The sequence below is a fragment of the Arthrobacter sp. JCM 19049 genome (assembly GCF_001310435.1).
In genome coordinates, this window is record NZ_BAXF01000004.1 from 1 (window position 1) to 18,160 (window position 18,160).

Consider the following 18,160-nt stretch of genomic DNA (forward strand, 5'->3'; position numbering starts at 1 on the left):
GATTCCTGGGGCCCCGGCCCGCCCTCGCCCCCGATTCGGGCAACAGTGCCGGAACCGGGAACTTGGGGGCCGAAACCTGGTGGAATGCTGGCGGGTGCCGCAGGTCCTTGCGGAATTAGCTGGCCATCGCGTACTGGCGGGCCGGCTTGTCCAGGTAGCGCAGGTAGGCGTTGGAGGTCAGGAACGTCGGGAAGTCGTCGCGCAGCGAGCAGGCCTCGAAGATCTCCATGGCCTCCTCAAAGCGGTCACCTTCGAAACGCTCAATCTTCTCCATGGTTTCCTCGGCCAGTTCGCTCACCCAATGCCGGGTGACCACTTCGCCCTCGTCGGTGATCGCCGACTGGTGGATCCACTGCCACAGCTGGGAACGGGAGATCTCCGCGGTGGAGGCGTCCTCCACCAGGTTGCGGATGGTCACCGCGCCGTTGCCGCGCAGCCAGGACTCGATGTAGCGAATGCCGATCTCCACGTTGTCCCGGATCCCGGTTTCGGTGATGCGCCCACCCAGCCCGGAAACGTTCAGCAGCTCGGAGGCCGAGGGCTGCACATCCTCACGCAGCCTGGAGACCTGGTTCGGGTTCTCGCCCAGCACGTTGTCATAGGCCTTCATCGCCACCGGCACCAGGTCCGGGTGCGCCACCCAGGAGCCGTCAAAGCCCTCGGCCGCCTCACGGGACTTGTCCGCGTTGACCTCGGCGAAGCCTGCTCGTTAATGCGCGGATCCTTGCGGTTGGGCACGAACGCGCTCATCCCGCCGATCGCCAGCGCCCCGCGGCGGTGGCAGGCGCGCACCAGCTGCTCGGTGTAGGCCCGCATGAACGGGCTGGTCATGGTCACCGAGTCGCGGTCGGGCATCACGAAGCGGGCGCCGCGGGAACGGAAGTTCTTGATGATCGAGAAGATGTAGTCCCAGCGCCCGGCCACCAGGCCGGCCGAGTGGTCGCGCAGCTCATAGAGGATCTCCTCCATCTCAAACGCGGCGGTGATCGTCTCGATCAGCACGGTGGCGCGGATGGTGCCCTGCTCGATGCCCAGCAGGTCCTGGGCCAGGATGAACACGTCGTTCCACAGCCGCGCCTCGGCGTGGTTCTCCAGCTTCGGCAGGGAGAAGTACGGGCCGCGCCCGGCGGCGATCAGGCGCTGGGCGTTGTGGAAGAAGTGCAGTCCGAAGTCCACGAACGCGCCGGCGATCGGCTTGCCGTCGATGAGCATGTTCTTCTCCGGCAGGTGCAGCCCACGGGGGCGAACCACGATGGTGGGCAGCTCGCGCAGCTCGGTGCTGTGTGGGGTGAGCACGGTGCCCTCCACGGTGGTGTAGTCAATGGTCCCGTCCAGCACCCGGCGCAGGTTCACCTGGTTCTTGATGACGTTCGCCAGGTGGGGGAGCACTGGTCCTCCATGTCGGCCATCCACACCTTGGCGCCGGAGTTCAGTGCCTGATGGTGGACTTGCGGTCGATGGGGCCGGCGATCTCCACGCGGCGGTCCTCCAGGCCCGGTGCGGCCGGGGCGACCTGCCAGCTGTTGTCTTCGCGGATATGGCGGGTGGAATCCAGGAACTTCGGGTCGTGGCCGTTGGCGATGCGGGCCCGGTTCAGCTGGCGGCGCTGCATCAGTTCCACCGGCGGGATTCAAATGCCTGGTGCAGCTTGGCGATGAAATCCAGTGCGTCGGCGGTCAGGATCTGTTCCTGATAGCGCACCGGGGAAGCGGTGATGGACACGGTGTTCAAAGTGATTGGGGAGTTCATGGCTGCATATCCTTAAAGACTTAATGGCTGGTGGGGCCCGTGGGCCCCGGCAACCGTTGACGACTGGTGTTGAGTTTGTCGGCTGCCGGGGCGTTTCAGACCCCACCAAGCTCGAAAAGTGAGCCGGTTTAGTGGAATTGGCCTTCTTCGGTGGATCCCACCAGGGCCAGGGTCGAAGCGTTCGGGTTCAGGGTGGTCGAAATGTCATCGAAGTATCCGGTGCCGACCTCACGCTGGTGCCGGGTGGCGGTGTAACCGCGGTCCTCGGCGGCGAACTCGCGCTCCTGCAGGTCGACGTAGGACTTCATGCCGTCCCGGGCGTAGCCGTGGGCCAGGTCGAACATCGAGTAGTTCAGGGCGTGGAAGCCGGCCAGGGTGATGAACTGGAAGCTGAAGCCCATGGCGCCCAGCTCGCGCTGGAACTTGGCGATGGTCGCGTCGTCCAGGTGCTTCTTCCAGTTGAACGACGGCGAGCAGTTGTAGGCCAGCATCTGATCCGGGAACTCGGACTTGACCGCTTCGGCGAACCGACGGGCCACTTCCAGGTCGGGGGTGCCGGTTTCCATCCAGATCAGATCCGAGTAGGGCGCGTAGGCCTTGGCCCGAGCGATGCACGGCTCGAGACCATTCTGCACCTTGTAGAAGCCTTCCGCGGTGCGCTCGCCGGTAATGAACTGCTGATCGCGTTCATCCACGTCCGAGGTGATCAGGGTGGCGGCCTCTGCATCGGTACGGGCGATGACCACGCTCGGGGTGCCGGCGACGTCCGCTGCCAGGCGGGCGGCGTTCAAGGTGCGGATGTGCTGCTGGGTGGGGATCAGGACCTTGCCGCCCAGGTGGCCGCACTTCTTCTCGCTGGCCAGCTGGTCTTCCCAGTGCACGCCTGAGGCGCCAGCCGCAATCATCGACTTCATCAGTTCGTAGGCGTTCAGCGGCCCTCCGAAGCCGGCTTCGGCGTCGGCGACGATCGGAACCAGCCAGTCCTCGACGGTCTTGATGTCTTCGGAAAATTCGATCTGGTCGGCGCGCAACAGGGCATTGTTGATGCGACGCACCACCTGCGGCACCGAGTTGGCTGGGTACAGCGACTGGTCCGGGTAGGTGTGGCCCGAAAGGTTGGCATCCGCGGCGACCTGCCAGCCGGAAAGGTAGATGGCCCGCAGTCCGGCCTTGACCTGCTGGACCGCCTGGTTGCCGGTCAGGGCGCCCAGTGCGTTCGTGTAGCCGCCGGTCGGGGTTTCTTCAGTCAGCTGCTTCCACAGCTTTTCCGAACCGCGTTTGGCCAGTGTATGCTCCTCTTGGACTCGGCCTGGAGCTTGACGACCTCGGCTGCCGAGTAATCACGGGTGGTCCCCGCCCAGCGCGGGTTGTTTGCCCAGTCATTCTCAAGGGTTGCAATCCGGTTCTCGGTGGTGTTCTGATCGGTCATGTCCTGCTCCTTCGTCAGCTGTCGTCCTCTACCGGTGATGCTCCGGTCTTGCCGGATCTTGCCGGTGGACTTCCTCGTGACAACTACTTTTCCCTAGGGGCAAGAGTGTTGGTAGAGGTTATCCAAGGAAAGATCTTCGATTATTGATGGCGTGAGAAGAACTAGTCTTTTTCGCTTATCTATGAGGTGGTTCTTGAAGGACGTGCGATTTTTGAGGATTCACCCCAGAAGAACCGGCAAATTATAGATTTCAGGGTCTTTTTGCAAGCGCAACGTCGTGCGATTCTTGGATAAGAGGGAACCGCTTGCAGTGGTGGTACAGAACTGCGCGCAAGAAGCCGCCCGGAAGTTTGCGATGTGTCGGAACTCCAAAAAGCCTCCCGGCTATACAACCGAGGTATAGCGAATGCATGGCCATGCAGTGGAATGGGTCGGCAATTCCGACCGTAGACGGCCCTTATTCCCAGGCGCGTGCTTAACTCTGAGTGCGGGTTCGCAGGGGTAGCGAGGTGCTGTTTACCCGTTTCGGTCCAGAGAAACGACGGCGAGCGTCCCCCGCCCGTGTAATCTAACGCCTTCTGACTCGCTACCGATGACCGTGTCACGCAACATCATGCGGGACTCGTTATCGGCGGTATTCACGATGGCCTGTCCTTGGATGAGGACGCCGAGTTGCCCGTCAAATAGATATTGCTCGCGGTTTTTGGACAGTTCGACCAGGCGGACGACACCGCTTACCTTGGATGTGTCATGCGCCAGATGAAGAATCAGCAGTTGTTCCGTGGGGCGGGTGGCTTCGATTGATGACCTATCGGCAAGAGTAAGAGGTCGAAATAATTCAAGGCCTTGACTCTTTCCCTCAACCTTTAGCTGGAGGAACTCGCCTTCGATAATAGTCACAGTCTGTCGGAGCATTGACGTCTCAAAAATACCAGCGCGTTCTACGGACCGAACCGAAAGAAACCATGATGTCTCGTCATTCGATGATGGCACTAGTAGTCCCTTCTGGGAGACTGTTCCAGTGGCTATTTGTCGCATGTCCCCCAACTCCCACGACCGCTTTGTGCTGGTGGCAAGTGGAATGATTGAACCGGGCGTGTATGACGAGACGTTTTCGCTCATGGTACGAGTCTAAGGGTCGTAGTTTGAGTCGGGGTACCGGCGGAGAACGACAAAGAAGCGCACACGCAGAGATCTCCGGCACCTTAGGTTACCGGCCTACTCGATGCGGACTCGGTCCTAAAGGACTCACGAGGCGAAGACTATAAGCGTGTTCCGGTTTTCCGGGACCTGGAGCTCCTGCCATAGTCACCTTGTAATTTCAGGGATTCTTTGACGGCGTACGCACCGCAGATATTCAAGGTCGGCAACGAAATTACCAAAGGCTGGAAAGTATCTCAGTTCTTTCCTAGACTGTGCGTGTGACGACTACCACATGGAGCGGGCAGGTTCCCGGTGAATCAGACGATTCCGAACGCGCAGAGCTAGATTCCATCGCGCTTGGACGAAGGATTCGGCACCTTCGGAAGCAAAAGGGCTTCACCCTCGATGATGTTTCCGGACTCGTGGATACAGCACCTAGCCAGCTGTCGCTCATTGAAAACGGCAAACGGGAACCGAAGCTTTCACTTCTTAGAACTTTGGCCCGAGCCTAGAAGTCGGTATCGATGACCTTCTTGGTACTGAGCCGCCCTCCAGAAGGGCAGCACTCGAAATCGAACTGGAGCGGGCTCAGCGAGGGCCCTTATATCAATCGTTGGGCCTGCCGACGGTCCGCGTTAGCAGCACGCTATCCATGGATGTGCTGGAATCCTTGGTGGGGCTGCAACGAGAACTGGAACGACGACTTAATGAACAAGCAGCGACACCGGAGGAGGCGCGGCGGGCGAACACCAAACTTCGTGAAGAGATGCGGCAACGAAACAACTACTTCCCGTCCTTAGAGGAAGAAGCCAGCTCGTTGCTGAAAGCAATCGGTCAAACCGAGGGACCGCTGTCAACACATCAGATTACCGATATCGCGAGTCACCTGGCTTTACACTCCACAATGTGTCTGACCTCCCTCACTCGACACGATCCGTAACCGACCTGAAAAACAAGCGCATTTACTTGACACAGTCGTCTCGGTCGGAGTTCAGCACACGTTCGGTCCTTCTGCAGGCTTTCGGACATCAGGTACTTGGGCATCAAACGCCGAAGGACTACGCCGAATTTCTGAGACAACGAGTTTCTACCAATTACTTTGCTGCAGCGCTGATGATGCCCGAAAAAGCTACTGTCGATTTTCTGCAACGCGCAAAGGAAGCCCGCGAAATCGCAGTGGAAGATATCCGGGACGCTTTTGCTGTTTCCTACGAGACGGCAGCTCACCGTTTCACCAATCTTGCGACAGAACATCTGGGAATTCCGGTGCATTTCCAGAAGGTGCACGAGTCAGGCATCATTCACAAGGCGTATGAGAATGACGGCGTGAATTTTCCGCAGGATCACATTGGCGCGATCGAAGGGCAGTCGGTGTGCCGGTACTGGACCAGCCGAGAAGTCTTTAACGTTCCAGACCAGTTCAGTGCATTTAACCAATACACGGATACGATTGCAGGAACGTTCTGGTGCACGGCGCGTACCGAGCGTTCGACCAGCGGCCGATTCTCGCTGAGTATCGGGGTTCCATACGTCCATGTCAAATGGTTTCGCGGCCGCGATACAACTGAGCGATCAACTTCAACCTGCCCAGACCCTTCCTGCTGTCGTAGGCCCCCTCACGATCTGCAACAAGAGTGGGCAGGGCAGGCATGGCCAAGCGCCCGAGCTCAGACTCATCTTTTGGCAGCGATGCCGCAGGGCGCATTCCCCGGTGTTGATGAAACAGAGGTTTACGCCTTCCTCCATCATCATGCGCAAATCAAGTGACCTAGCACCGTCAGACATCTCGTTAGAAGGAAGTGAAGCTTGAAGTATGTAATCGGTTGTACCGATGATGAACGGGGACGAGCCGCGATTTCGCTGGCTTTGACCTTGGCCCGTTCCCTGGCTGAGCTTGATCAGGTGGAGCTGGAACTTGTGCACATCATTCACGGTGTCTCCCCGGAAGATGCGTCTACCCAGAGCGAGAAGGTGTTTCAGCAGTACCAGCTTGAAACTGCGCAAACATGGATGAAGAGGTCCTTGGACCTGGTACCTTCGTCGATAAACGCTCAGACCCGGGTCCGTTTCGCAGACTCGATGGCTCAAGGGCTGTTGGAGAGTGTTTCCAGTTTTAACGCCGACCTGGTCGTTATTGGCGCAGCGAGTCATGGCCCACTGCGGCGTTTTACTGTCGGAAGTGTTGCCAATGCCCTTCTGCATTCATCACCGGTTCCGGTGGCTTTGGCACCAACAGGATATCTTCCGCCGCGTCACCTCACACGTTTTACCTGCGGTGTGGGACTGCGTTCCGGATCTGATGCCGTCTTAGACGTAGCCGTTGAAGCCGCAGCGTTACGCCATGTTCCGTTGCGTCTCGTGTCGTTGGTTGCCTTGGATCTCAGCGCCGCGCGTAAAGTTGGCAATTTGCAACAACGAGCGCAGGCGCATGCCACACGAATGCTCAATCAGCCGTGGCGGCCGTAGCCCATCGAACTCTCGTAACTGCCGAAGTGGCTCAGGGAAAGACGATTGAGGCGGCTATTGAGCAGTTGGAATGGGACGAATCCGAAATTGTTCTCATCGGTTCCAGCCGTCTGGCCGAGCGGAGCACGATTTTCATGGGAACAACCGCCAACAAAATGCTCCGGGCTCTTCCTGTGCCCATGGTGGTAGTTCCCCGGTACCACCTGAGCAGAAATTCCACACACTCAATCCAGCTCTGAGTGACGCTGACATGACGAATAACTCTCAGAAACCTGCTCCTGAAGTGTATGAGCAGATTCTTGCCCCAATTTCAATCAGTTCCGAGGTCGGAGAGCCGCTATACCGGCAGTTGCGTCGAGCTCTAGAGCATCAGATCCGCGTGGGCGGCTTTGCTTCAGACGCTTCTCTGCCTTCTTCCAGGGAGCTTTCACGCGAGCTCGGGTTGTCACGAAACACAGTAAATGCGGCCTTCCAGGAGCTGCTGGCCTCTGGAATCATAGAATCCCACGCTCGACGCGGCTATTTCATCAATGCTCAGATCTTAGACGCCTCTGCGCCTTTGCCCCACAACGCGGCTGTTGGCCCCACGGCCATCGACTGGAGTCAGCATATTCGTCCGCGCGTAGGCGCAGACAGGCCCGAGATCACCAAGGTAAGCAATTGGCGAGAACACCGCTATCCGTTTGTCGCCGGGCAGGTTGATGAACGCGATTTCCCGCGTTTGGCGTGGGCTCGGGCATTGCGGGAAGCGCTGGATCCACCACACTTGCATTACTCCTTACGCGACTCTGTCGATGAGGATGACCCTTACCTGATTGATGTTCTGTGCCGCAGAGTGCTACCGTCCCGCGGGATTGTTGCCGAGCCCAAGAACGTACTTATAACCGCGGGTTCGCAACAAGGACTAGATCTTCTTGCCCAGACGATCATGGATAGCCGCTCAACAGTTGCCGTGGAGGATCCTGGCTACGTGGACGCTCGTCATACTTTCGCGCGTACTGGAGCTGAACTGCGCCCTCTGGCCGTAGATGAACATGGCTGATCCCGTCAGAGTCATTTGTTGGTTTGGACGCACTCTACTTGACCCCAAGCCACCATAGTCCAACGAATGTGACACTCAGCGTTAGTCGCCGCAGAACTATTTTGGATGCGACACTTTCAAGCGGAACCTTGGTAATCGAGGACGACTACGACAGCGAGTTTCGGTATCGGGGAAAACCCACTCCGGCGTTGAAAGCTCTACCTAATTCGGCGCACGTCGTTTATCTGGGATCCTTCACCAAGTTTCTCGCTCCAGGGCTTCGCATGGGGTACATAGTTGGTGACCCCGGGATCATTGCTGAGTTGAGAAGCCAACGGCGATACCGCATCCGCCATATCGCCGGGCATCCTCAGCGCGCCATGGCGATGCTGATTGACTCTGGGCAGTACCATCGAACAATTTCGCGGCGGCGCACGCAACTCCAGCGGAAATGGCGCTTGCTTGTCGAAGCACTTGAAAAGCACCTCCCCTGGGACGTGTCGGCTCCACCAGGAGGAGTCAGCGTGTGGATTAGGGGGCCGCAGGAATTGGATTGCATAGAACTTCAAGCGGCGTGCCTGAGGGAAGGAGTCGTCATCGAACGCGGTGACGTGTTCTTTGACGATCCGTCTACTCACCGGAATTTTTTCAGACTCGGGTTTGCCGCAATTGACGCAGCGGCCATAGAACCAGGGATAAGGCGACTGGCGAAAACCGTTCACGGCCTCGGCCTGTAGACCTTCTTACCGCTGGTTCTTGGAAAACCAGTGCGATCTGGGTCTAGGGCCGCGAGCCTGCTTCGGCGACAGTAGTTGGGAAGGTACCCGAGTGTGTAAAGGAGCACGCTATGACCGCCCAACAAGAAGCCGCGTTTGCGGCTAAACCCGAGGCCCAATATGGGCGTGGACAGCGAAATGCCGATATCGATTTGGCTGCCATCAGTAAAAACGTTTCTCTTCTGAGCCAGTTTGCCGCGCAATCCAAGGTGATGGCCGTGCTAAAAGCCGATGCCTATGGTCATGGGTTGATTCCCTCGGCCGAGGCTGCGTTGCGGGGCGGTGCGGATTTTCTGGGGACTGCCGTTCTGGAGGAGGCGTTCGCTTTGCGAGACGCGGGTATCGAGGCGCCGGTTTTCGCATGGCTGGCGGCACCAGGCGCAGATTTTGTCACCGCACTCTCCAAGCAGATCGATGTAGCGGCTTACAACATCGAACAGCTAGCAGAAATCATCAAAGCCTCCCGAGAAGCCGGAGCCACTGCCCGTATTCACCTGAAAATCGACACCGGCATGTGGCGGGGTGGCGCCGACGCAACGACATGGCCTCAATTATGCGCAGCCGCCCGCCGTGCAGAAGCTAACGGGGTTGTCCGCATCGTTGGGGTATGGTCCCATCTGGCTTGTGCCGATGAACTCGGGCATCCTTCCATCGACGCTCAGCTTTCCAACTTTCGTCGAGCAATAGCCGTCGCACGAGATCTGGGGCTCAGACCAGAGCTTTGCCATATTGCAAATTCTGCCGCAACCCTGTCCCGCCCCGATGCCCATTTCGACATGGTGCGCACCGGGTTAGCCGTCTATGGCATCAACCCATTGCCCCGTGAAGCCCGAACTTCACGGATGCAACTACATCCGGCCATGAGATTGAGCGCGAAGATCGTGAACGTGAAGTCAGCGCCTGCTGGAGCAGCTGTCAGCTACGGGGCGACCGAGAAAACCGCTCGAGCCACGCGGCTGGCTGTCGTGCCTCTTGGATACGCAGATGGTGTGGTTCGGAGTGCCAGTTCGAGGGGACCTGTGCGCATCGGGGACGAGCACTTCCGCGTTATAGGGCGCATTTGCATGGACCAGTTCGTGGTCGACGTGGGCGACTACGCGATCCAGGCGGGAGACGAAGCCGTTCTCTTCGGTTCTGCACGAGATGGCGAACCAACAGTTGAGCATTGGGCGGAAGCCGCAGGAACCATACCCTATGAGATCCTCACGGGCATTGGCGCAAGAGTCCCACGAAACTATCGAGATTCAATATCTGGTACCTAAAAACTGGCTCCATTGTGGCTCTGGGAAAGGGCCCAGCGACAAGGCAGAGTGATATTCACCACATCAAATCTTGGTAGTTGTTAGTGAATCTAACGCTGGCAGGATCAGATCTTCATCAAGGAGGAAAGCAATGACCGCTTCAGACATCCGCAATCGTGCCCAGCAGCACCTCTACCCGCACTTCACTGCCGGCCAGGTGTGGAATGACAAGAATCTGCCGATTATCGTCAAGGGCGAAGGAAGCTACTTATTCGACGAGTCCGGGGAACGCTACCTCGATGGCTTGGCAGGGCTTTTCTGCGCGAACATCGGTCATGGTCGACAGGACATTCCGAAGGCCGCCTATGAGCAGATGTCCGAACTGGCCTACTGGACGAACTGGGGTTCAGCTCACCCTGCAGCGGTGGAGGCAGCGACTCGTATTGCCAACTTGGCTCCGGGTGACCTGGATGTAACGTTCTTCGTCAACTCCGGCTCTGAGGCCGTGGAATCGGCGATCAAGTTCGCGCGCCAGTACCACCGCAGCCAGGGGCAGCCCGAGCGAACCAAGATCATTGCTCGCAACATGGCCTACCACGGCACCACCCTTGGTGCGCTGGCAGTAACGGGAATCCCGGCCTACAAGGAACCTTTCGGCAACTTGATGCCCGGTGTGTTCCATGTTCCAAATACTCTGGGAGAAACGATTCCAGAAGGCGGAAGCGCCGCAGACCTGCCCTCGGTTCAAGCGATTCGGCAGGTCATTGAGGAGCAGGGCGGTCACACGATCGCGGCCTTGTTCGCCGAACCAGTTCAGAACTCGCGCGGTGCCTTGGTGCCCCCGGCCGGCTACTGGCAGGAACTGCGAAAGATCTGTGATGAGCATGGAATCCTGCTGGTCGCGGACGAAGTCATTACCGGCTTCGGTCGACTGGGCGAGTGGTTCGGTAGCATCAAGTTTGATGTGGTCCCTGACATGATTACCTTTGCAAAGGGATCCACAAGTGGCTATGCGCCACTCGGGGGAGTGATCATTCGCAAGCCGCTGGCCGATGGCATGCTCGCCAGTCCGCAGGCGGGGATCTTTACACATGGCGCCACCTGGGGCGGTCACCCCGTGTCGACTGCCGTGGCCGTGGCCAACCTGGATGCTCTGAAGGAAGAGAACATTACAGGCAACGTTCGTAGCCTCGAGCCTTACTTCCAGAATGGACTGAACCAGCTGGTCGATGCCCATTCGAGCATCCGAGAATACCGTGGTGCGGGATTCTTCTATGCAATCGAACTGATGGGTGACCGGAACACTGGACGAGAACTGACTGAGGAAGAATCCAAGCACCTGCTGACCCAGGTGATGCCGAAGGCGATGCGGGAAGTCAATCTCATTACCCGCCCGGACAACCGGGGCGCCACCATGCTGGTGCTCTCTCCGCCGCTGGTCGCCGACCAGGACGTTCTGGATGACTTGCTGGGCAAGGTGGATCATGTGATGAGTGCAGCCGATCAGTACTTGCGCACTAACGTGCAATCGCTGGCAGGCGTCTAAGCGCGGGACCGCAGGAAGGACCATTCCATGGCCAGCACCATTGTGGATCTCGCCGGCATTGACCAGATGCTTCTACAGCGTTTCGAACAAGCTCTTGCCTACCGGAGCATGCATCGCATCATCTTGCCGGAAGGACAAGATGAACGGATACAGCGCGCTGCGGATATCTTGAGCGGACTGGGTGCCCAACCAGTCTTGCTTCAGGCGCCCGCCGCAGCGGTCGGGAACTGTTCGATACGCGAACTGCGCACGTCATCGGTTGAGGAGCACCTGCGTTCCTCGCTGGAACCACGCGGTGCAGAAGCGGTGGACCAGGCCTTGCGAGACCCGGTGGCGCTGGCCATGGCGAAGGTCGCATGTGGAGAAGGAGAAGCTGTTGTGGCGGGGGCAACCCTGCCCACGGCAGACATCATGCGTTCCGCATTTCGTGTCGTCGGACCGGCAGAAAAAGGGGCGACCGTATCGTCCTGCTTTCTGATGCGCTTGACGTCTGGACAGTATCTTGCCTACGGCGATTGCGCGGTGGTACCCGACCCCGAGGTCGAACAACTGGCTCGGATCGCCATCGATACTGCCGGTACGTTTCAAGCAATAACAGGCACAACACCTCGGGTTGCAATGCTTTCCTTCTCCACAGCCGGAAGCGCCGAGCATCCGAGTATTAGGACGGTACGTGAAGCCACGAAATTGGTACGCCAATGGCGCCCCAGCCTATGCGTAGATGGTGAACTTCAGTTTGATGCGGCAGCGGATTCCGCTGTCGCAGCCGCTAAGGCACCACAATCTGAAGTAGCCGGAAGAGCCAACGTGTTTATATTCCCGAACCTGGCGGCCGGGAACATCGGATATAAAATCACTCAGCGGTTAGCCGAAGCGCAGGCCTACGGGCCGATCCTTCAGGGCCTGGCCGCGCCGGTCAATGACTTGTCCCGTGGGGCGAGCGTCTCAGACATCGTAAATGTCTCCCTTATCAGCTTGGTGCAGTCTCTGCCTTCACCGCCCGCCGAGGCGTGAAGGAGTAAGAGTCAGTCCAAAGAAGTGCAGCACCACTTGAGATCGAGGTAAAAATGAAGGCGACTACTACAAGCAACACCAGCCAACCGGCGAGACCTTCCGGAATCGCTATGGAATCCGCGTCAGGGGGAGAACAGCCCGAACGCCTAGCCAAAACACTTAAGGCCCGGTGGGTCTGGGCAATTGCTCTGGGATCTGCCGTCGGATGGGGCGCGTTTATTTTGCCCACTGACTGGCTCGCGATCGGCGGACCCGTCGGAGCTTTGAGCGGCTTCATGATCGGTGGAGCGCTGATGATTCTTATCGCCGTCAGCTATGGCTTCCTGATCAAGTCCTTCCCGGTTTCCGGTGGTGAGCTAGCATTCGCGCTTGTCGGTTTCGGACGTACACACGCGTTCTTCTGCGGCTGGTACCTGACCCTGGGGTATACCTGTATTGTGGCCCTGAACGCTTCAGCCATGGCCTTGCTTTTCCGCAAGCTCATGCCGGACGTAGTGCAGCAGGGATACCTCTACACCGTGGCCGGATGGGACGTGTACATCGTCGAGGTAGCCATCTCGTTGACTGTGCTGATCGTCTTCGCCCTGCTCAACATTCGAGGCACAGCGCTGTCGGGCAGAATTCAATTCATCGCCTGCGTCATCATGCTGATAGCGGTGGCGTGCATCCTGGTCGGCGTCCTGGCCAGTCCACAGGCAGTACTGAGCAACGCTACCCCCGCGTTTCCCGCTGAAGTGAATCCAGTTGCCGCTATTGCCGCGATCGTCGCCATCGCGCCTTGGGCATTTATCGGATTTGATAATGTGCCTCAGGCGGCCGAAGAGTTCGATTTTCCTCCGGCCAAAGCCATGCGACTGATCGTGCTGGCTCTGTTGGCTGCTGCATTGCTGTACTGTGCAATGATTGCGGCAGTTGCTTTCAGTGCACCTTGGGAGCTTGGCAAATGGGACTTCGGCCTGGGGTAGCGCCGATGCTTTGACCGCGGTCATGGGCGGTGTAGGAATGCTGATGCTGACCATCGGCATCACCATGGGCGTCAGCACGGGACTGAACGGTTTCTACGTATCGGCCAGTCGCATCCTGCTGGGCATGGGGCGCGCGCAGATGATTCCGGCAGTGTTTGCCCGACTTCACCCCAAGTACAAGACCCCCCACTACGGAGTTCTCTTTGTGGCAGCAGTTTGCTTGATCAGCCCGTGGTTTGGCCGCGCTGCGCTTACCTGGGTAGTAGACATGTCGGCTGTCGGTGTAACGGTCGCTTACCTGTACACGTGTTTGTGCGCTTTCAAGCTTTTCCGCACGACAAATTCCAAACAGGGAATCAGCTCTCTAGGAGACGTCAACTCGACTTCAAAGAAGGTTCTCAGCCTGCTTGGGGCGATCACCTCGCTGACGTTTATGGCGTTGCTACTGATTCCTGGGTCGCCTGGAGTGCTCGGAAAGGAATCGATGATCGCGCTGGCGGTATGGACGCTGCTCGGAGTTCTGTTCTTCCTCATGCGTCGTAAGCACAATAAGACACTGAGCGATGAGCAAGTCGACATGCTAGTGCTCGGAGCACCGCGGCCAGCTGGCACGGAGCTAGCGGTCAAAGTGAAAAGGTAGGCAATCGAATAAAGGCTGACAAGGCCCGGGAAGCAACCTCGTCTTCCCGGGCCTTGTCTTGTATTCAAGGGACAAAGATGTCGGGACGCCCATCACCGGATGAGGTAAGCCTGGTGTGCTCTGTCGGTTAGCCAGCTATCTTTCTCACCTCCGCATTGTCCTGCGCAGAGATCCCTCTCATGAAAATGGTTTGACGTGCTTCCAGTATGCGGGCTTGTCGTGAGTGAGATTCAGGCAACGGAAGCCTTTTCTCTGGCGTGGTCACGCGAGCCTACGAATGTGCCATTGGGTTCGGCCCTCACCAAGTTGCCGAAGAACTATTTGGCCAGCCTCCGTTTTTGAATCTGGACGCCGTTCCTTTGACCGCATAAATTAACCTGGGAAACAGCGTGCCGAGGGTAAGCATTCTTCTCGGGCGGGCTCAATGGGCCGGGAGCGGCTGGCTTTTCAGGCAACGCAATTTCGCCCGCCTGAACGGCAGCATCTAGCGGACAGCCTGAATTGCGATAACTTAGGTTTTTTGGAAGACCCATTCTCCTATAGATGACGAGAGCGCAACAGTGTCTACTGGATCTCCAACGGGTACGAATGACAGCAGGAAGTTGAATTCAGCGGAGGGTGGGAAGCCTTGCCAGGAGCGACAAGAAGGCACGGATCCCGCGGTCGCTGGAAAGCTCACAGTCTTCAATTACTACTGCCTGATCACCGAAATACGGGCTCATGTCTAATCCCAAACCTATTCCTGCGACACTTGTTCGGCTAGTATTGGCGCGCCTGATCACCTCAACCAGATCCTGGTGGAGGTAGGATGCGCCGTTCGTTTGTGTCGTGGCGGTATCCGATGGACTTCCATCTGAAATGACGATAAGAACTCGACGTTCTGCGGCATTTTCGGATAGACGATGTAGGGCCCATCTCACAGCTTCACCGTCTACGCCCTCCTTGTAGAGAGGCTGGTGCAACAATGCGCCGATGCTGTTCCGGCTCGTCCGCCAGCTTGAAGTGAAGTTTTTAAAGATAAGATGGTTTATCTCGTTCAGCCGTCCCGGCTGTTGGGGTGAGCCGGCACGACGCCATTCGCTTAGCGGGCGGCCGCCATTCCAAGCTCGCGTTGTGTAGCCGAGGACCTCTACGGGAACCTCACACTGATCTAGCGCTCTTATCGTCAGGTTCAGAAACGAAGCAATCGATTTCGCATGGTGCCGCATCGATCCCGAGCAATCGATGAGAAAGCTGATCGCTGCGAATGGATGCGATGCTTCGTGTATTTCTCGAAATACTCTATGGTCGGTGGGAGAGGCAATCAACGTAGCCAACCTGCCGCCGTCAATCAAGCCTCGTTCGGCACCCCCATACCAGCCATCCGGTGTGGGATAGCAGAAGATCGCTCGCAGGCCCGTGCGAGGAATCTGTGGTTTATTCCAGATTGAGAAGCTAAATGCGCGATCTCCGCACCGTAGCGTTCGAGTAGCCCAGCGCGGATAAGCTGGGTTGCCGGAACAACCTGATCATACTGTCGGGTAAAGGCACGGTAGCGGGAATCCTCGCGCCCGCTCTTGGATCCAGGGTCCAATGCTGCACGTGCGACGGCAGCAGCTTCACCAGCGACATCCAGATGCAGAGTGAATCGTGAATCATCCGCTCGACGTCGTGGTGCCGGCCGACTGCCTCGATTGGAGTGGTGCGCGGCGATACTGTCGTCTACCAGTCTGGCAATACGCAGTGAGATCTGCGCGAATCGGAGCTGGTCAAAACGTGCCGGACGGAGACGGGCCGCTAAAGCCCCGATGCCGGATGGGAAAGCTATGCGCGCAGCTTCGATGGAATCTTCCATCTCTGGAGCTAGCCCGGTGCCATTGATTTTGGACCGGCAGACTTGGGCCAGTGCGAAAAGCATCTGCCCTAGCTCTGTCTCTGCCAAAGCTGACGCCTGAAACTGTGTGGTCCAACTGTGAAATCCATTGTCGAGATTTGAGCTAACGCCAGGCAACCTGTTTAGCGACTCGCACCGGAATTGCTCGAGAAGCTCGAAAATGAAACGGCCGCCCGAAGATTTCGGAAGTAGCTCTTGATGCTGTCTCATATCTGAATGACGCACCCGAAGGGCCATTCCGTCGCTAGCGCCTCGATAGGCGTGCAAATCGGAATAGCCAATTTGGGGGTAGAGATGGGCTGCGTTGATGGGAAGCATCCTGCCGGAGCTCCAGGCAGTGTTGCCACGTAACTCTAATCCGGCATCAGCACTCAGTGCCCGGAGGCAAGCGCTCTGGAGGCGTCTGATCTCCTGAGCGTGTTGGGATATGCGGGGCGGCTCCGTAGGCTGTTCAGTCATCGCTGAAGCCTTCTAAAAATCAATGGCCATAGACTCTGGCAGTTCTGTGTCAAAACAACGTTGGAAGTATTCCGCGATGAGAGAGTGTTCTGATTCATCGCACTTATTGAGGAAGGTGAGGCGAAATGCCAAAGCAGAATCGCGGAATATTTCGATGTTTTGGGCCCAAGTGATCACGGTGCGTGGCGACATGAGTGTAGAAACATCGCCGGCCGCAAACCCGTCACGCGTCAATGCAGCAACGGACACCATGGCACGAATTAGCTCCATGCCTTCCGGAGTGCGAGCCAGTTCCGGAACACGCCCCGCTACGATAGAGATCTCGTCCTCAGCCGGCAGGAAGTTGAGGCTGGCGACAACGTTCCAGCGGTCAATCTGCGCGTGATTTAAGCGCTGCACACCATGATAGAGACCGTTCAAGTTTCCCAATCCGACAGTATTAGACGTTGCGAACAACCGAAAATGCGGATGGGCTGAATGACGCGATTCTGGTCGGGCAGCACGAGTGCCCCGTTCTGCTCTAGCAGGCGTTGGATTACGAACATGACATCTGGACGACCTGCATCGTACTCATCAAGAATGAGGGCCATTGGCTGGCCCATCGCCCAAGGAATGACACCTTCTTGGAACGATGTAGTCGGCTGCCCATCACGTATCACGACGCTATCCTTGCCGACCAAATCCATACGCCCTAACTGCCCGTCAAGGTTGACTCGCATCACCGGCCAACGAAGACGCGCCGCGACCTGCTCAATGTGGCTCGACTTGCCCGTGCCATGCATCCCCTGCACCAAGACTCGCGAATCGTGCATGAAACCCGCGAGTATGGCCAATGTGGTGGGCTTATTGAACCGATAGTTCGTGTCGATTGTTGGTACATGAGGCGAGTCACCAAGAAATCGAGTCACCGTTAGGTCAGTATCAATATCGAAGAGTCTGCGCGCGCTCACGCTTTCGAATTCGTCAGTCGGTGCCGGGGCGAAGGTCGTCATCTTTACCATCCTGCAGCTAGTGGGCTGTCGTCTTCTTCCAAATCCTCAATTCGCGCAATATCTGCGGCTGCTTGCTGTACCAACGGCAGTAGCTGTTCCAGATCCGATGCAGATTTGCGCATTACCGGTGCCTGAATAGCGACGCACATATTCGAGCGTCCTGCCGCGTTCGGAACTAAGACCGCGAGACACACTAGGCCGTTCAAGAATTCTTGACGGTCGAGTGCATAGCCCTGCTGACGAACGAGTGCCAGCTCGGATTCCAGTGCCTCAAAATCGGTCAGCGTTTGCTCCGTGTACCGAGGTAGGCGACCCGTGCCGAGTAGACGACGGCGCTGCGCAGGGCCAAATTGAGCGATGATGAGCTTTCCACTCGCTGAACAGTGCGCCGGAACGCGAGAGCCCGGGCCGAGGTGTACGCGAATTGGTTCAGAAGTTTCGACGCGATCTAGATAGATCACCTCGTTGCCGGAGAGGGCAGTGATATTGCAGCTTTCGCCGATGCGGGACACTAGGTCCTGCAAGATCGCGTTACGCGCACCTTTGCGTGTGTCATTAAGTAAAACGTCCTCGGCAAGACGCCGCATTCTTGCTCCCGTGGCGTAATGGCGTCCATCGCTGTGCCGAGTTAGCAGATCCGCGCTTTCCAGCTGCTGCAACATCCGGTGCAATGTCGGCTTAGGCAGACCGGTCTGATCGACAAGTGATTGCAGCGTAAATAGCTGATCTCGGCTTGTGATGAGTTCCAGTAAGGCGAACAAGCGTAGTGCCGGCGTCTCGCCCTGTACCGACCCCTGCGCCCCGAGCGAAGGCTCGGTGAGATTGTCCATGGTGGGACTCCTCCCG

The 18,160-nt window shown here is 57.8% G+C and carries 15 protein-coding genes and 3 pseudogenes; 10 read left to right on the plus strand and 8 right to left on the minus strand.

Annotated features, from left to right (window positions below; all coding sequences use genetic code 11):
- Positions 1-115 precede the first annotated feature (115 nt).
- The 3 genes and pseudogenes from aceB to JCM19049_RS00665 all read right to left on the minus strand — a co-directional run bounded on the left by aceB (position 116) and on the right by JCM19049_RS00665 (position 4,300).
- Positions 116-1,749, minus strand: a pseudogene (aceB, locus tag JCM19049_RS00655) (malate synthase A).
- A 128-nt stretch (positions 1,750-1,877) separates the two neighbouring features.
- Positions 1,878-3,178: pseudogene (gene aceA, locus JCM19049_RS00660) on the minus strand (isocitrate lyase).
- 516 nt (positions 3,179-3,694) lie between these two features.
- Entirely contained in the window at positions 3,695-4,300 is a 606-nt protein-coding gene (locus tag JCM19049_RS00665) for a HutD family protein (RefSeq protein WP_306420602.1), read from the minus strand.
- A gap of 299 nt (positions 4,301-4,599) precedes the next feature.
- Between JCM19049_RS00665 and JCM19049_RS17520 the strand changes: the two are divergent.
- The 10 genes and pseudogenes from JCM19049_RS17520 to JCM19049_RS17545 all read left to right on the plus strand — a co-directional run bounded on the left by JCM19049_RS17520 (position 4,600) and on the right by JCM19049_RS17545 (position 13,990).
- Positions 4,600-6,088: pseudogene (locus JCM19049_RS17520) on the plus strand (helix-turn-helix domain-containing protein).
- Positions 6,089-6,127: 39 nt separating this feature from the next.
- The gene (locus JCM19049_RS00670; RefSeq protein WP_279402119.1) at positions 6,128-6,787 is read left to right on the plus strand and encodes a universal stress protein; all 660 of its coding nucleotides are present in this window, start codon (positions 6,128-6,130) and stop codon (positions 6,785-6,787) included.
- 26 nt (positions 6,788-6,813) lie between these two features.
- A complete protein-coding gene (locus JCM19049_RS17525) occupies positions 6,814-7,026 on the plus strand; it encodes a hypothetical protein (protein WP_279402133.1) in 213 nt (70 codons plus the stop codon).
- Positions 7,027-7,070: 44 nt separating this feature from the next.
- Positions 7,071-7,829 (plus strand): GntR family transcriptional regulator, encoded by a 759-nt coding sequence (locus tag JCM19049_RS17530; protein WP_279402120.1) that lies wholly within the window; start codon positions 7,071-7,073, stop codon positions 7,827-7,829.
- Positions 7,830-7,897: 68 nt separating this feature from the next.
- Positions 7,898-8,545, plus strand: a complete 648-nt coding sequence (locus tag JCM19049_RS17535; RefSeq protein WP_279402121.1) for a PLP-dependent aminotransferase family protein — start codon at positions 7,898-7,900, stop codon at positions 8,543-8,545.
- Between the two features lie 110 nt (positions 8,546-8,655).
- The gene (gene alr / locus JCM19049_RS00680) at positions 8,656-9,846 is read left to right on the plus strand and encodes an alanine racemase (RefSeq protein WP_279402122.1); all 1,191 of its coding nucleotides are present in this window, start codon (positions 8,656-8,658) and stop codon (positions 9,844-9,846) included.
- A 130-nt stretch (positions 9,847-9,976) separates the two neighbouring features.
- Positions 9,977-11,371: an aspartate aminotransferase family protein gene (locus tag JCM19049_RS00685; RefSeq protein WP_054820483.1), complete on the plus strand. Its 1,395-nt coding sequence runs from the start codon at positions 9,977-9,979 to the stop codon at positions 11,369-11,371.
- A 27-nt stretch (positions 11,372-11,398) separates the two neighbouring features.
- Positions 11,399-12,385, plus strand: coding sequence for a phosphotransacetylase (locus JCM19049_RS00690; protein WP_279402123.1), 987 nt, complete (start codon positions 11,399-11,401; stop codon positions 12,383-12,385).
- A gap of 110 nt (positions 12,386-12,495) precedes the next feature.
- Complete coding sequence (locus JCM19049_RS17540; protein WP_279402124.1) at positions 12,496-13,350, plus strand: APC family permease; 855 nt, start codon at positions 12,496-12,498, stop codon at positions 13,348-13,350.
- A gap of 43 nt (positions 13,351-13,393) precedes the next feature.
- Positions 13,394-13,990 (plus strand): APC family permease, encoded by a 597-nt coding sequence (locus JCM19049_RS17545; protein WP_279402125.1) that lies wholly within the window; start codon positions 13,394-13,396, stop codon positions 13,988-13,990.
- 608 nt (positions 13,991-14,598) lie between these two features.
- Here JCM19049_RS17545 and JCM19049_RS22915 read toward each other — a convergent pair.
- The 5 genes from JCM19049_RS22915 to JCM19049_RS00705 are packed head-to-tail and all read right to left on the minus strand — an operon-like array spanning position 14,599 to position 18,144.
- Positions 14,599-15,324 (minus strand): hypothetical protein, encoded by a 726-nt coding sequence (locus JCM19049_RS22915; RefSeq protein ID WP_374700193.1) that lies wholly within the window; start codon positions 15,322-15,324, stop codon positions 14,599-14,601.
- A complete protein-coding gene (locus JCM19049_RS17550) occupies positions 15,321-16,322 on the minus strand; it encodes a hypothetical protein (RefSeq protein WP_279402126.1) in 1,002 nt (333 codons plus the stop codon). The genes JCM19049_RS22915 and JCM19049_RS17550 overlap by 4 nt, the downstream gene beginning before the upstream one ends.
- Positions 16,323-16,334: 12 nt before the next feature.
- A complete protein-coding gene (locus tag JCM19049_RS17555) occupies positions 16,335-16,742 on the minus strand; it encodes a hypothetical protein (RefSeq protein ID WP_279402127.1) in 408 nt (135 codons plus the stop codon).
- Positions 16,739-17,314: an AAA family ATPase gene (locus JCM19049_RS17560; protein ID WP_279402128.1), complete on the minus strand. Its 576-nt coding sequence runs from the start codon at positions 17,312-17,314 to the stop codon at positions 16,739-16,741. The genes JCM19049_RS17555 and JCM19049_RS17560 overlap by 4 nt, the downstream gene beginning before the upstream one ends.
- Positions 17,315-17,316: 2 nt before the next feature.
- Positions 17,317-18,144, minus strand: a complete 828-nt coding sequence (locus JCM19049_RS00705; protein ID WP_054820484.1) for an IclR family transcriptional regulator — start codon at positions 18,142-18,144, stop codon at positions 17,317-17,319.
- Positions 18,145-18,160: the final 16 nt, after the last annotated feature.

What these genes read in the sequence shown, in the direction of transcription:
- JCM19049_RS00665 (WP_306420602.1), bottom strand. Translation starts at nt 4,300, where the DNA reads ATGAGCGAAAACGTCTCGTCATACACGCCCGGTTCAATCATTCCACTT.
- alr (WP_279402122.1), top strand. Translation starts at nt 8,656, where the DNA reads ATGACCGCCCAACAAGAAGCCGCGTTTGCGGCTAAACCCGAGGCCCAA.
- JCM19049_RS00685 (WP_054820483.1), top strand. Translation starts at nt 9,977, where the DNA reads ATGACCGCTTCAGACATCCGCAATCGTGCCCAGCAGCACCTCTACCCG.
- JCM19049_RS00690 (WP_279402123.1), top strand. Translation starts at nt 11,399, where the DNA reads ATGGCCAGCACCATTGTGGATCTCGCCGGCATTGACCAGATGCTTCTA.
- JCM19049_RS17540 (WP_279402124.1), top strand. Translation starts at nt 12,496, where the DNA reads ATGGAATCCGCGTCAGGGGGAGAACAGCCCGAACGCCTAGCCAAAACA.
- JCM19049_RS17545 (WP_279402125.1), top strand. Translation starts at nt 13,394, where the DNA reads ATGCTGACCATCGGCATCACCATGGGCGTCAGCACGGGACTGAACGGT.
- JCM19049_RS17550 (WP_279402126.1), bottom strand. Translation starts at nt 16,322, where the DNA reads ATGACTGAACAGCCTACGGAGCCGCCCCGCATATCCCAACACGCTCAG.
- JCM19049_RS17560 (WP_279402128.1), bottom strand. Translation starts at nt 17,314, where the DNA reads ATGACGACCTTCGCCCCGGCACCGACTGACGAATTCGAAAGCGTGAGC.
- JCM19049_RS00705 (WP_054820484.1), bottom strand. Translation starts at nt 18,144, where the DNA reads ATGGACAATCTCACCGAGCCTTCGCTCGGGGCGCAGGGGTCGGTACAG.